Below are 14,539 nucleotides of genomic sequence, written 5' to 3'. Positions count from 1 at the left end.
TTGCGCCCGGACGGGCGATGCTGCGAGCAACGTGGAGCATGCAGCGAGAGTGGACTGGACAGGCGTGTGCCGATCGGCTACACTGCCCCTTTGCGCTGCCCTTTGACGACCCGCCTGCTTTGCTCACAGAGCGAGGTTGTCTGGCGTGCGTGTAGTCAGTCCGCCGCGAGCCCTCGGAAGGACATCTGTTGGCAGCCTCGCGCAACGCCTCCGCCGTATCCGGTCCCCGTCGCGTCACCTTTGCGCGCATCCAGGAGCCCCTTGGGGTTCCCGACCTTCTGGCCCTGCAAACCGAATCGTTCGACTGGTTGCTTGGCAACGAGAAGTGGAAGGCCCGGGTCGAGGCGGCTCGCCAGGCCGGGCGAAAGGACGTCCCGACCCAGTCGGGTCTCGAAGAGATTTTCGAAGAGATCAGTCCCATCGAGGACTTCTCGGGGACCATGTCCTTGTCGTTCCGCGACCACCGGTTCGAGCCGCCGAAGTACTCCGTTGAGGAGTGCAAAGACAAGGACATGACCTACTCCGCCCCCATGTTCGTCACGGCGGAGTTCATCAACAACGAGACAGGTGAGATCAAGAGCCAGACGGTGTTCATGGGCGACTTCCCGCTCATGACCCCGAAGGGCACCTTCATCATCAACGGCACCGAGCGTGTCGTGGTTTCCCAGCTGGTCCGCTCGCCGGGCGTCTACTTCGACCGCAGCGTCGACAAGACCTCCGACAAGGACCTGTTCGGCTGCCGGGTCATCCCCTCGCGCGGGGCCTGGCTCGAGTTCGAGATCGACAAGCGCGACAGCGTCGGTGTCCGCATCGACCGCAAGCGCAAGCAGGCCGTCACCGTGCTTCTCAAGGCACTGGGATGGACCAACGAGCAGATTCTCGAGCGCTTCGGCCAGTACGAGTCCATGCGCGCCACCCTGGAGAAGGACCACACGGCCGGCCAGGAAGACGCGCTGCTCGACATCTACCGCAAGCTGCGCCCGGGCGAGCCGCCGACCAAGGAGTCGGCGCAGACCCTGCTGGAGAACCTCTACTTCAACCCGAAGCGGTACGACCTGGCCAAGGTCGGTCGTTACAAGATCAACAAGAAGCTCGGGGTCGACTCCGAGATCACCCAGGGCACGCTGACCGAAGAGGACATCGTCGCCACCATCGAGTACATCGTCCGCCTCCACGCGGGCGAGGAGTCGATGCAGGGCGCCGAGGGCCGTGACGTCATCGTCGAGACCGACGACATCGACCACTTCGGCAACCGTCGTCTCCGCAGCGTCGGCGAGCTCATCCAGAACCAGGTCCGCCTGGGCCTGGCCCGCATGGAGCGCGTCGTCCGCGAGCGGATGACCACGCAGGACGTCGAGGCCATCACGCCGCAGACCCTGATCAACATCCGCCCCGTCGTGGCGTCGATCAAGGAGTTCTTCGGCACCTCCCAGCTCTCCCAGTTCATGGACCAGACCAACCCGCTGGCCGGCCTGACGCACAAGCGGCGTCTGTCCGCGCTGGGCCCCGGCGGTCTGTCCCGTGAGCGGGCCGGCTTCGAGGTCCGAGACGTGCACCCCTCGCACTACGGCCGCATGTGCCCGATCGAGACGCCGGAAGGCCCGAACATCGGTCTGATCGGCTCGCTCGCCTCCTACGGGCGGATCAACGCCTTCGGCTTCGTCGAGACGCCGTACCGCAAGGTCGTCGACGGCAAGGTGACCGACCAGATCGACTACCTCACCGCCGACGAGGAGGATCGCTTCGTCAAGGCGCAGGCCAACACGGTGCTCAACGCCGACGGCACCTTCGCCGAGGACCGCGTCCTCGTCCGCACCAAGGGCGGCGAGACCGAACTCGCCCGCGCCTCCGAGGTGGACTACATCGACGTGTCGCCGCGCCAGATGGTGTCGGTCGCCACGGCGATGATCCCCTTCCTCGAGCACGACGACGCCAACCGCGCGCTCATGGGCTCCAACATGCAGCGCCAGTCGGTCCCGCTGCTCCGCAGCGAGGCCCCGCTGGTCGGCACCGGCATGGAGTACCGCGCCGCCACCGACGCCGGTGACGTCATCACCGCGGAGAAGGCCGGCGTGGTCGAGGAGGTCTCCGCCGACTACGTCACCGTGATGAACGACGACGGCACCCGGATCACCTACCGCGTCGCCAAGTTCAAGCGCTCCAACCAGGGCACCTCGTTCAACCAGAAGCCCATCGTCGCCGAGGGCGACCGCATCGAGGTCGGTCAGGTCGTCGCCGACGGCCCCTGCACCGACATGGGCGAGATGGCGCTCGGCAAGAACCTTCTCGTGGCGTTCATGCCGTGGGAGGGCCACAACTACGAGGACGCGATCATCCTCTCCCAGCGTCTGGTGCAGGACGACGTCCTCTCCTCGATCCACATCGAGGAGCACGAGGTCGACGCCCGCGACACCAAGCTGGGCCCCGAGGAGATCACCCGCGACATCCCCAACGTCTCGGAGGAGGTCCTCGCCGACCTCGACGAGCGCGGCATCATCCGGATCGGCGCCGAGGTCGTGCCCGGTGACATCCTGGTCGGCAAGGTCACGCCCAAGGGCGAGACCGAGCTGACCCCGGAGGAGCGCCTGCTCCGTGCGATCTTCGGCGAGAAGGCCCGCGAGGTCCGCGACACCTCCCTGAAGGTGCCGCACGGCGAGTCCGGCAAGGTCATCGGCGTGCGCGTCTTCAGCCGCGAGGAGGGCGACGAGCTTCCCCCCGGTGTCAACGAGCTGGTCCGCGTCTACGTGGCCCAGAAGCGTAAGATCACCGACGGTGACAAGCTCGCCGGCCGTCACGGCAACAAGGGCGTCATCTCCAAGATCCTGCCCGTCGAGGACATGCCGTTCCTCGAGGACGGCACGCCGGTCGACATCATCCTCAACCCGCTCGGTGTGCCCGGCCGTATGAACGTCGGCCAGGTTCTCGAGACCCACCTCGGCTGGATCGCAGCCCGGGGCTGGGACGTCACGGGGATCAAGGAGGCGTGGGCCGAGCGGCTCACCGAGGCCGGCTTCGGCGAGATCGAGCCCTTCACCAACGTGGCCACGCCCGTCTTCGACGGCGCCCACGAGGAGGAGATCGTCGGTCTGCTCAAGAACACCCTGCCCAACCGCGACGGCGACCGCATGGTCCAGGAGACCGGTAAGGCCAAGCTGTTCGACGGCCGCTCCGGCGAGCCGTTCCCGTACCCGATCTCGGTCGGCTACATCTACATCCTCAAGCTGCTGCACCTGGTCGACGACAAGATCCACGCGCGTTCGACCGGCCCGTACTCGATGATCACCCAGCAGCCGCTGGGCGGTAAGGCGCAGTTCGGTGGCCAGCGCTTCGGTGAGATGGAGGTGTGGGCGCTCGAGGCGTACGGCGCGGCCTACGCGCTGCAGGAGCTGCTCACCATCAAGTCCGACGACGTCCTCGGCCGCGTGAAGGTCTACGAGGCCATCGTCAAGGGCGAGAACATCCCCGAGCCCGGCATCCCCGAGTCCTTCAAGGTCCTCATCAAGGAAATGCAGTCGCTGTGCCTGAACGTCGAGGTGCTCTCCAGCGACGGCATGTCCATCGAGATGCGGGACACGGACGAGGATGTCTTCCGCGCAGCGGAAGAGCTCGGCATCGATCTGGCAAGGCGTCCCAATGAGGGCGCGATGTCCGTCGACGAGGTCTGATCAAAAAGGGGAATCAAGTGCTCGACGTCAATTTCTTCGACGAGCTACGCATTGGCCTCGCCACTGCCGACGACATCCGCCAGTGGTCGCACGGCGAGGTGAAGAAGCCGGAGACCATCAACTACCGGACTCTCAAGCCGGAAAAGGACGGACTCTTCTGCGAGAAGATCTTCGGCCCGACCCGCGACTGGGAGTGCTACTGCGGCAAGTACAAGCGCGTCCGCTTCAAGGGCATCATCTGTGAGCGCTGCGGCGTCGAGGTCACTCGCGCCAAGGTGCGTCGTGAGCGGATGGGCCACATCGAGCTGGCCGCGCCCGTCACGCACATCTGGTACTTCAAGGGCGTGCCCTCGCGCCTGGGCTACCTGCTCGACCTGGCCCCGAAGGACCTCGAGAAGGTCATCTACTTCGCGGCCTACATGATCACGCAGGTCGACACCGAGATGCGTGAGCGTGACCTGCCCTCGCTGGAGGCCAAGGTCTCCGTCGAGCGGCAGCACATCGAGCAGCGCCGTGACGCCGACATCGAGTCGCGCCAGAAGAAGCTCGAGTCCGACCTGGCCGAGCTCGAGGCGGCCGGCGCCAAGGGCGACCAGCGCCGCAAGGTGCGTGAGGGCGCCGAGCGCGAGATGCGTCAGCTTCGCGACCGCGCCCAGCGTGAGCTCGACCGCCTCGACGAGGTGTGGAGCCGGTTCAAGAACCTCAAGGTCCAGGACCTCGAGGGCGACGAGATGCTCTACCGCGAGATGCGCGACCGCTTCGGCCGCTACTTCAAGGGCGGCATGGGCGCGCAGGCGATCCAGGAGCGTCTGGTCAGCTTCGACCTCGACGCCGAGGCCGAGAACCTGCGCGAGACCATCCGCTCGGGCAAGGGCCAGAAGAAGGCCCGCGCCCTCAAGCGGCTCAAGGTCGTGTCGGCGTTCCTGAACACCACCAACTCGCCCAAGGGCATGGTGCTCGACTGCATCCCGGTCATCCCGCCGGACCTGCGCCCGATGGTGCAGCTCGACGGTGGCCGGTTCGCGACCTCCGACCTCAACGACCTCTACCGTCGTGTGATCAACCGGAACAACCGTCTCAAGCGTCTCCTCGACCTCGGCGCGCCCGAGATCATCGTGAACAACGAGAAGCGGATGCTCCAGGAGGCCGTCGACTCCCTGTTCGACAACGGCCGTCGTGGCCGCCCGGTGACGGGCCCCGGCAACCGGCCGCTGAAGTCCCTCAGCGACATGCTGAAGGGCAAGCAGGGCCGGTTCCGGCAGAACCTGCTGGGCAAGCGAGTCGACTACTCCGGCCGTTCGGTCATCGTCGTCGGCCCGCAGCTCAAGCTGCACCAGTGCGGTCTGCCCAAGCAGATGGCGCTGGAGCTGTTCAAGCCGTTCGTGATGAAGCGTCTGGTCGACCTCAACCACGCCCAGAACATCAAGTCGGCCAAGCGGATGGTCGAGCGGGCCAAGCCGGTCGTGTGGGACGTCCTCGAAGAGGTCATCACCGAGCACCCGGTGCTGCTCAACCGTGCGCCCACGCTGCACCGTCTCGGCATCCAGGCGTTCGAGCCGCAGCTCGTCGAGGGCAAGGCCATCCAGATCCACCCGCTCGTCTGCACCGCGTTCAACGCGGACTTCGACGGTGACCAGATGGCCGTGCACCTGCCGCTGTCAGCCGAGGCCCAGGCCGAGGCCCGCATCCTGATGCTCTCGACCAACAACATCCTCAAGCCGGCCGACGGCAAGCCCGTGACGATGCCCACCCAGGACATGGTCATCGGCCTCTACTGGCTGACCACGCAGAAGGACGGCGCGATCGGCGAGGGCCGCGTGTTCGGCTCGGTGGCCGAGGCGCAGATGGCCTTCGACCGGCGCGAGCTGGAGATCCAGGCCAAGATCCAGATCCGGATGAAGGACGTCCTGCCCCCGCGCGAGTGGGTGGCCCCGGACGGCTGGGAGCCCGGTGACCCGATCCGCCTGGAGACGACCTTCGGACGCCTGCTGTTCAACGACACGCTCCCGGCGTCCTACCCGTACGTCAACTTCCAGATCGGCAAGAAGCAGCTCTCCTCGATCGTGAACGAGCTGGCCGAGACCTACCCCAAGGTCGAAGTGGCCACCGCGCTCGACGCGCTCAAGGACGCCGGCTTCCGCTGGGCCACCCGTTCGGGTGTCACGATCTCCATCGAGGACGTCGTGGCGCCGCCGAACAAGGCCCAGATCATGGAGAACTACGAGCGCCGGGCGGACAAGGTCCAGCGCGAGTACGAGCGTGGTCTGATCACCGACGAGGAGCGCCGTCAGGAGCTCATCGAGATCTGGACCCACGCCACCGCGGACGTCGAGACCGACATGGTCAACGCGTTCCCGGCCACCAACCCCGTGTGGATGATGGTCAACTCCGGTGCGCGTGGTAACAAGATGCAGGTGCGGCAGATCGCCGGTATCCGTGGTCTGGTGTCCAACACCAAGGGTGAGACCATCCCGCGGCCGATCAAGGCCTCCTTCCGCGAGGGCCTGTCGGTGCTGGAGTACTTCATCTCCACCCACGGTCAGCGAAAGGGTCTGGCCGACACCGCGCTCCGTACCGCCGACTCGGGTTACCTGACCCGTCGTCTGGTGGACGTGGCGCAGGACGTCATCGTGCGTGAGATCGACTGCGGCACCGACCGCGCGGTCCCGCTGCACGTCGGCGAGCGGGACGTGTCCGGCAACCTGGTCAAGGCGGAGAACGCCGAGTCCAACGTGCACGGCCGCATCCTCGCCGAGGACGTCGAGGTCGACGGCAAGGTCATCGTGCCGGCCGGTGTCGACATCAACGACAACCACGTCACCGCGCTGGTCGAGGCGGGCATCGAGACCGTCCGCACCCGCTCCGCGCTGGTGTGCGAGGCCAAGATCGGTGTCTGCGCGACCTGCTACGGCCGCTCGCTGGCCACCGGCAAGCTCGTCGACGTCGGCGAGGCGGTCGGCATCATCGCCGCCCAGTCGATCGGTGAGCCCGGCACCCAGCTGACGATGCGGACCTTCCACACCGGTGGTGTGGCGGGCGCCGACATCACCCACGGTCTGCCCCGTGTCCAGGAGCTCTTCGAGGCGCGTATCCCCAAGGGTGTCGCGCCGATCTCGGAGGCCTCCGGCCGCGTGCGGATCGACGAGACCGACAAGACCCGCAAGGTCGTCATCACTCCCGACGACGGCTCCGAAGAGGTCGCCTACCCGGTCTCGATGCGGTCGCGGCTGCTCGTCTCCGAGGGTCAGCCCGTCCAGGTGGGCCAGCAGCTCATCGCCGGTGCGGTCAACCCCAACGAGGTGCTGCGCATCCTCGGCCCGCGTGCGGTCCAGCTCCACCTGGTCGCCGAGGTCCAGCAGGTGTACCGCTCGCAGGGTGTGTCGATCCACGACAAGCACATCGAGATCATCGTTCGGCAGATGCTGAAGCGGGTCAACGTGCTGGAGTCGGGTGACACCGACCTCCTGCCCGGTGAGCTGGTCGAGCGTCCGCGCTTCGAGCAGATGAACCGCGAGACCGTCGCCGAGGGTGGCTCGCCCGCCTCCGGCCGTCCGGTGCTCATGGGTATCACCAAGGCGTCGCTGGCCACCGAGTCGTGGCTGTCGGCGGCCTCCTTCCAGGAGACCACCAGGGTCCTGACCGACGCGGCGATCCACGCCAAGTCGGACTCGCTCCTGGGCCTGAAGGAGAACGTGATCATCGGTAAGCTCATCCCGGCCGGTACGGGCATGCCCCAGTACCGCAACGTGCGGGTCGAGCCGACCGAGGAGGCCAAGGCGGCCATGTACACCGTCGGCGGGTACGACGGGTCCGCGGCCGACTACACCTTCGGCACCGGGAGCGGCGAGGCCGTTCCGCTGGAGGAGTACGACTTCGGGCAGTACAACCGGTAGGTCTGATCGGCTGGGGTTCCGGCTGACAGCTTGAAGAGCGCCCAAGGGGTTTCCCTTGGGCGCTCTTCCGTTTTCTGCTGTCAACGGCGTGGTCCTCGCCCTGCGGGCTTGGGCTCCGCCTTGTGGGGGGCCGCCTTCGTCGTCCCCCCACACCCCCGCCCGATGCGAGGGGCCTACCGGCCCCTCGCGCTCCCCGGGAGTGGGGCTGGTTCGGAAAGAGAGGCATCGGACGGCTGCCCGCGGGGCGCGCCGGTCGATCTGTGGGTAAGGGGGCAGCCGGGTGCGGGGAGCTGGCGGGAACGGGGTGTGGAGCCAGCGAGGGGATACCCTGCCGTTCCTCGGAGCATCGGGCCCGGCCCCAGGAGGGCGAATGGGAGGCGCTTTGCCGTACACCGGGTTCCTCGATCAGGCGGGCCACCACCTCGATGCCGGCAGCGGCGAGGAGCTCAGTGATGCGCTCGACGGGGATGAGGTGCGACTCGTAGGAGACCGGCAGGCCGTACCCCTGAGTGGCCCTGATGCGTTCGTCCCCCGGGTGGGTGCCGAGGAGAAGGTAGCCGCGCGGAGCCAGCACGCGGCGCAGTTCGGCGTAGAGCCCCGGGAGATGCGCCGGGGGTGTGTGGTGGGTCGAGTACTAGGCCAGAACCCCGCCCATGGACCCATCCGGATGGGGGAGTGCGGCGATGGAGCCGACCTCGAAGGACAGGTGGGGCAAGGCCTCACGGGCCAGGGCGATCATGGCGGGGGAGAGGCCCACCCCGGTGATCTGGGTGACATGGCCTGGGCCGCAGCCGGCGTCGAGGATCGGGCCGTCGACGTGCTCGACGAAGGCGCGCAGCATGGCCCGGCTCAGGGGCAGGTGTCCAGGAGTTCAGCGGTGTAGCGGCGGGCGTACTCGGCCGCGACGGCGTCGTAGGACTCGCGGATAGCGGTGGGTAGGCGGGGGTCGGCACACGTCCTAGTTCAGCAGAACCGGCGGCGATCTGGGGCTACAAGCTCTGCGCGGCCATCCACGCAGGCCGGGTGGGGACGGCGTGGCGGCTGGGGAGCCACGCCGTCCCCGGTGGGAGGGGGTGGGTGCTGAGCCGTACTCGAAGAGAGGGGGTCAGCGGAGGATGGGCTTCTCGCGGGGGAACGGGCGGGGCCTCAGGGCGGCGCGGGGCTTGGTGGCCTCGGTTTCGGCGCGGCCGGTGCGGGGGCGGGGGCGGACGGGGGTCTCCCGGGGCGGCTTGACGGAGGGCGGGCGGACCGAGGGCGGGGTGGGCGGGGCGAAGACCCGGGTGGGACGCGGCAGGAGGTAGCCCTGGCAGTCGCTACGGCCACCGCTGGTGAGCCAGTAGCTGCCGGCACTGGCGGCGCCGATGTCGAGCTTGGGGTCGATGGTGGTCCAGTCCGGGCACCGCAGGCCGGGGTAGGTCTGGGCGTCACGAACGGGGGCGCCGGCGGGACGGCCCTCGGTGACACACCAGACGAACCGGGCGCTCCGGGCACGGGTGTCCGGGGTGCGGTAGTCGGCCAGGGCGCTGACCACGTACGCCAGCCGGGCCTGGTCACGGGAGGACAACGCCTGCCGGGCCCCGGCCGAGCCGGCGGGGACGAGCGGGGCCTCGCCACAGGCGTCGAGGTCGTGGTTGAGGCAGAAGACCCACGTGGGGGCGACGGGCTTGCCGTCGGGCCCCAGGTGCGTGGCGCACATGGGGGTGCCGCGGAAGGAGCCCTGGGCGGGCGGCGGGGCGGCCAGGTACGGGTTGACGACGCCCTCGTTGTTGGTGATCAACGCCAGCTTGCCGCCGCTCAGCCAGGCCGGGTCGATGCGCACGGTGGGCGGGGTGCCGGGGCGCGTGGTGTCGGGGTCGCAGGCCACGACGGCGTACGGCGCGCGGGCCGCGGGCACGCCGGGCACGAGGTCCGTCAGGTCACCGAAGGTCGGTACGGCAAGCAGGGCCGCCAGCACAATCTTGCTCATGGTGGGCATGGTGGCACCGACGGTGACGACCGCGGGCCGATCAGACGGTATGCGGAGGGCGCCTGGGGCAGTTCATGACCCGTCGCGGCCCGAAGCCCCAGTCGAAGTGCCCCGCCGGGACACCCGATTTCCTCGGTGAAAACCGGTCGGGAGATGTCGGGGGTACGGGTAGACTAGGCGAGGGTCTCATAGCGGCCGGGTTAAGCGCCGGTCGCCCCACACGACACGAAGTTGCGGCCGTCCCGGCGGCGGTCGAGGAAACGCGGCCGTTTTGACGTGCCGCGCTGGGCTGGGTAGTCTTGCCCTTCGTGCCCGTGGGTTCATGGGCCTTCACGCATGCGCGCTGAACATCTCGTGAGAGATGGGGGCCGCGGCGTGGTCCTCCCCCGGTTGATCGACCGCGAGGGGTGTGGCTCTGAAGAGCGCGACACGCCCGACCGCGTGGGTCGAAGCGGGGGAGAAAACAGCAGGTCATGACACCGGCAGTGCCTGCGAAATGCTCGACCAGCGAAAGCTGGACATTCGTATTACCGGCCAAAGCACGAAATGGAGTGGCAGTGCCCACTATCCAGCAGTTGGTCCGAAAGGGCCGGCAGGACAAGGTCTCCAAGACCAAGACTCCTGCCCTCAAGGGGAGTCCGCAGCGACGCGGCGTCTGCCAGCGCGTCTACACGACCACGCCCAAGAAGCCGAACTCGGCTCTGCGCAAGGTGGCTCGTGTTCGCCTCACCAACGGCATCGAGGTCACGGCTTACATCCCCGGTGTGGGTCACAACCTCCAGGAGCACTCGATCGTGCTCGTGCGTGGCGGTCGTGTGAAGGACCTGCCGGGTGTTCGCTACAAGATCATCCGCGGCACGCTCGACACCCAGGGTGTCAAGAACCGCAAGCAGGCTCGTTCCCGTTACGGCGCGAAGTTGGAGAAGAAGAAGTAATGCCTCGTAAGGGTTCTCCTGGCCGCCGCCAGCTCATGGCCGACCCGGTCTACAGCTCGCCGCTGGTCACCGCGCTGATCAACAAGGTCCTGCTCGACGGCAAGCGCTCGATCGCTCAGTCGATCGTCTACGGCGCCCTCGAGGGCTGCCGTGACAAGACCGGCAACGACCCGGTCGTCACGCTGAAGCGCGCGCTCGACAACGTCAAGCCGACCCTCGAGGTCCGCAGCCGCCGTGTCGGTGGCGCGACCTACCAGGTCCCGGTCGAGGTTCGCGCCTCCCGCAGCACCACTCTGGCGCTGCGCTGGCTGGTGCAGTACTCCCGGGCCCGCCGCGAGAAGACCATGACCGAGCGCCTCATGAACGAGCTCCTCGACGCCAGCAACGGCCTCGGGGCGAGCGTCAAGAAGCGCGAGGACACCCACAAGATGGCCGAGTCCAACAAGGCCTTCGCCCACTACCGCTGGTAACAGCGGTTACGACGAGACGACGAGGACGCGAGAGAAGTGGCCAGCACAGCTGCCCTTGACCTGGCCAAGATCCGCAACATCGGGATCATGGCCCACATCGACGCGGGCAAGACCACCACGACCGAGCGCATCCTGTTCTACACCGGTATCAACTACAAGATCGGTGAAGTCCACGACGGCGCTGCCACGATGGACTGGATGGAGCAGGAGCAGGAGCGCGGCATCACGATCACGTCGGCCGCGACGACCTGTGAGTGGCTCGGTCACACCATCAACATCATCGACACCCCGGGTCACGTCGACTTCACCATCGAGGTGGAGCGTTCGCTCCGCGTCCTCGACGGCGCTGTCGCCGTGTTCGACGGTGTCGCCGGTGTCGAGCCGCAGTCGGAGACGGTGTGGCGTCAGGCTGACCGCTACGGCGTGCCCCGCATCTGCTTCGTGAACAAGATGGACCGGGTCGGCGCGGAGTTCCACCGCTGCGTCGACATGATGATCAGCCGTCTGGGTGCGACCCCGGCTGTCATCCAGCTCCCCTGGGGCGTTGAGGCCGGCTTCAAGGGCGTCATCGACCTGGTGAAGATGAAGGGTCTGCTCTGGCCGGAAGAGGCGGCCAAGGGCGAGATGTACGAGACCGTCGACATCCCCGCCGACCACGCCGAGACCGCCCGTGAGTGGCGCGACAAGCTGGTCGAGACCGTCGCCGAGAACGACGACGAGCTGATGGAGCTCTTCCTCGAGGGCACCGAGCCCACCGAGGAGCAGCTGGTCGCGGCGATCCGCCGCGCGACGCTGTCCAGCGCCATCAACCCGGTTCTCACCGGCACCGCGTTCAAGAACAAGGGCGTTCAGCCCCTGCTCGACGCGATCGTGGCCTACCTGCCCGCGCCGCTCGACATCCCGGCCTTCAAGGGTCACGCTGTCGGCGACGAGGACGAGGTCATCGAGCGTCACGCGGACGTCAGCGAGCCCTTCTCCGCGCTTGCCTTCAAGATCATGAGCGACCCGCACCTGGGCCGTCTGACCTACATCCGCATCTACTCGGGCACGCTCGAGACCGGCACCGCGGTGATCAACTCGGTGAAGGGCAAGAAGGAGCGGATCGGCAAGATCTACCAGATGCACGCGAACAAGCGCGAAGAGCGCCCGGTCGCGCACGCTGGTTCGATCGTCGCCGTCATGGGCCTGAAGGACACCACGACCGGTGACACGCTGAGTGACCCGGCCAACCAGGTCGTCCTCGAGTCGATGACGTTCCCGGCCCCGGTCATCAACGTGGCCATCGAGCCGAAGACCAAGGGCGACCAGGAGAAGCTGTCCACCGCCATCCAGCGTCTGGCCGAGGAGGACCCGTCCTTCCAGGTCCGCCGCGACGAGGAGACCGGTCAGACGGTCATCTGGGGCATGGGCGAGCTTCACCTGGAGATCCTCGTCGACCGTATGCGTCGCGAGTTCAAGGTCGAGGCCAACGTCGGCCGCCCGCAGGTCGCCTACCGCGAGACCATCCGCCGCAAGGTGGAGAAGGTCGACTACACCCACAAGAAGCAGACCGGTGGTTCCGGTCAGTTCGCGCGGGTCATCATCGACCTGGAGCCGCTGGGCGAGGGCAACGACGGCTACGAGTTCCAGAACAAGGTCTCGGGCGGTCGTGTCCCGAGGGAGTACATCCCCTCGGTCGACGCGGGCGCCCAGGAGGCGGCCGAGTTCGGCGTGCTGGCCGGCTACCCGATGGTGGGCGTGAAGGTTACGCTGACCGACGGTGCCGCGCACGACGTCGACTCCTCGGAAATGGCCTTCAAGATCGCCGGATCGATGGCCTTCAAGGAGGCCGCTCGTAAGGCGGACGCTGTGCTCCTTGAGCCGATGATGGCCGTCGAGGTCACCACGCCCGAGGACTACATGGGTGACGTCATCGGTGACCTCAACGGTCGCCGCGGGCAGATCCAGTCGATGGACGAGCGCGCCGGCGCCCGTGTCATCGCGGCGCTCGTGCCGCTCTCTGAGATGTTCGGCTACGTGGGTGACCTGCGTAGCAAGACGCAGGGACGCGCGAGCTACAGCATGCAGTTCGACTCCTACTCGGAGGTGCCGCCCGGCATCGCCAAGGAGATCGTCGCGAAGGCCCGGGGCGAATAGTCCTGGTGATCCGGCGGGCCATCCGCCCGCCGGGCATCGGGACCACCACCCTGGTCCCTGACGGAGGTCCCGCGAGGGATCTCCGTCGCTCAGGGGTTCGGGATCACCCGGGCCCGAGTGTGAAGACGAAAGTCAGTCAGATTCTCTAAGGAGAGAACCAGTGGCTAAGGCCAAGTTCGAGCGGACTAAGCCGCACGTGAACATCGGCACCATTGGGCACATCGACCACGGCAAGACCACTCTGACCGCGGCGATCACCCAGGTGCTCCACAAGCGCTACCCGAACCTCAACGAGGCGACCCCGTTCGACAAGATCGACAAGGCGCCCGAGGAGAAGGCTCGTGGTATCACGATCTCCATCGCGCACGTCGAGTACCAGACCGAGAAGCGCCACTACGCTCACGTGGACTGCCCCGGTCACGCCGACTACGTGAAGAACATGATCACCGGTGCGGCGCAGATGGACGGCGCGATCCTCGTGGTCGCCGCCACCGACGGCCCGATGCCGCAGACCAAGGAGCACGTGCTCCTGGCCCGCCAGGTCGGCGTCCCCTACATCGTCGTGGCTCTGAACAAGTCCGACATGGTGGACGACGAGGAGATCCTGGAGCTCGTCGAGCTCGAGGTCCGTGAGCTGCTCTCGGCTCAGGAGTTCCCCGGCGACGACCTGCCCGTCGTCCGCGTCTCCGCGCTCAAGGCTCTTGAGGGCGACGAGAAGTGGGAAGACAGCATCATCGAGCTGATGACCGCTGTCGACGACAACGTTCCCGAGCCGGTCCGTGAGACCGACAAGCCGTTCCTGATGCCGGTCGAGGACGTCTTCTCGATCACCGGCCGCGGCACCGTCGTCACCGGCCGTATCGAGCGTGGCATCGTCAAGGTCTCCGAGACCGTCGACATCATCGGCATCCGCCCGGAGAAGACCACCACCACGGTCACCGGCGTCGAGATGTTCCGCAAGCTGCTCGACGAGGGCCAGGCGGGCGACAACGTCGGTCTGCTCCTCCGTGGCATCAAGCGCGAGGACGTCGAGCGCGGCCAGTGCATCATCAAGCCGGGCACCACGACCCCGCACACCGAGTTCGAGGCCCAGGTCTACATCCTGAGCAAGGACGAGGGCGGCCGTCACACGCCGTTCTTCAACAACTACCGTCCTCAGTTCTACTTCCGTACGACTGACGTGACCGGTGTGGTGAACCTCCCCGAGGGCACCGAGATGGTCATGCCTGGCGACAACACTGAGATGCGCGTCGAGCTCATCCAGCCCATCGCCATGGAGGACGGCCTCAAGTTCGCCATCCGTGAGGGTGGTCGGACCGTCGGCGCCGGCCGAGTCACCAAGATCATCAAGTAGTTGGGAAGCGGCCGGTTCCACCAGGGGCCGGCCGCCTCTCACTGTGCGAGGCCCGTCGTCCGGTACGGCAGGCCTCGCGGCACAGACCTCGCATGAGGGCCGTGATCCAGCAGTTAGCTC

At 67.2% G+C, this 14,539-nt stretch carries 8 protein-coding genes; 6 read left to right on the top strand and 2 right to left on the bottom strand.

Features of this window, described 5'->3' with window-relative positions; translation table 11 throughout:
- Positions 1–188 precede the first annotated feature (188 nt).
- Together rpoB and ACIBG7_RS04790 are read left to right on the top strand one after the other, a co-directional pair.
- Complete coding sequence (gene rpoB / locus ACIBG7_RS04795) at positions 189–3,665, top strand: DNA-directed RNA polymerase subunit beta (protein ID WP_357915738.1); 3,477 nt, start codon at positions 189–191, stop codon at positions 3,663–3,665.
- A gap of 17 nt (positions 3,666–3,682) precedes the next feature.
- Positions 3,683–7,558, top strand: coding sequence for a DNA-directed RNA polymerase subunit beta' (locus ACIBG7_RS04790; protein ID WP_357915741.1), 3,876 nt, complete (start codon positions 3,683–3,685; stop codon positions 7,556–7,558).
- A gap of 634 nt (positions 7,559–8,192) precedes the next feature.
- Here the strand turns inward: ACIBG7_RS04790 and ACIBG7_RS04785 are convergent.
- Together ACIBG7_RS04785 and ACIBG7_RS04780 are read right to left on the bottom strand one after the other, a co-directional pair.
- Positions 8,193–8,399, bottom strand: coding sequence for a class I SAM-dependent methyltransferase (locus ACIBG7_RS04785; protein ID WP_397335174.1), 207 nt, complete (start codon positions 8,397–8,399; stop codon positions 8,193–8,195).
- 264 nt (positions 8,400–8,663) lie between these two features.
- Positions 8,664–9,524 (bottom strand): hypothetical protein, encoded by an 861-nt coding sequence (locus ACIBG7_RS04780; protein ID WP_397335173.1) that lies wholly within the window; start codon positions 9,522–9,524, stop codon positions 8,664–8,666.
- A 557-nt stretch (positions 9,525–10,081) separates the two neighbouring features.
- Between ACIBG7_RS04780 and rpsL the strand changes: the two genes are divergently transcribed.
- From rpsL to tuf, 4 genes are all read left to right on the top strand, one after another.
- On the top strand, positions 10,082–10,459 hold the full coding sequence (gene rpsL, locus ACIBG7_RS04775; protein WP_181615864.1) for a 30S ribosomal protein S12: 378 nt from the start codon (positions 10,082–10,084) through the stop codon (positions 10,457–10,459).
- Positions 10,459–10,929, top strand: coding sequence for a 30S ribosomal protein S7 (gene rpsG / locus ACIBG7_RS04770; RefSeq protein ID WP_181615865.1), 471 nt, complete (start codon positions 10,459–10,461; stop codon positions 10,927–10,929). The genes rpsL and rpsG overlap by 1 nt, the downstream gene beginning before the upstream one ends.
- Before the next feature lie 36 nt (positions 10,930–10,965).
- Positions 10,966–13,065: an elongation factor G gene (gene fusA, locus ACIBG7_RS04765; RefSeq protein WP_357915748.1), complete on the top strand. Its 2,100-nt coding sequence runs from the start codon at positions 10,966–10,968 to the stop codon at positions 13,063–13,065.
- Between the two features lie 160 nt (positions 13,066–13,225).
- A complete protein-coding gene (gene tuf, locus ACIBG7_RS04760) occupies positions 13,226–14,419 on the top strand; it encodes an elongation factor Tu (RefSeq protein ID WP_357915751.1) in 1,194 nt (397 codons plus the stop codon).
- Positions 14,420–14,539: the final 120 nt, after the last annotated feature.

This window comes from Nonomuraea sp. NPDC050328, assembly GCF_044459405.1.
In the GTDB taxonomy this organism is placed as follows: domain Bacteria; phylum Actinomycetota; class Actinomycetes; order Streptosporangiales; family Streptosporangiaceae; genus Nonomuraea.
Note: the sequence above shows the minus strand (reverse complement) of the source record. Positions and strands in the feature narration are given on the sequence as shown.

Coding starts and splice junctions, on each gene's coding strand:
- ACIBG7_RS04780 (WP_397335173.1), bottom strand. CDS start 9,524: ATGAGCAAGATTGTGCTGGCGGCCCTGCTTGCCGTACCGACCTTCGGT.
- rpsG (WP_181615865.1), top strand. CDS start 10,459: ATGCCTCGTAAGGGTTCTCCTGGCCGCCGCCAGCTCATGGCCGACCCG.
- ACIBG7_RS04785 (WP_397335174.1), bottom strand. CDS start 8,399: ATGCTGCGCGCCTTCGTCGAGCACGTCGACGGCCCGATCCTCGACGCC.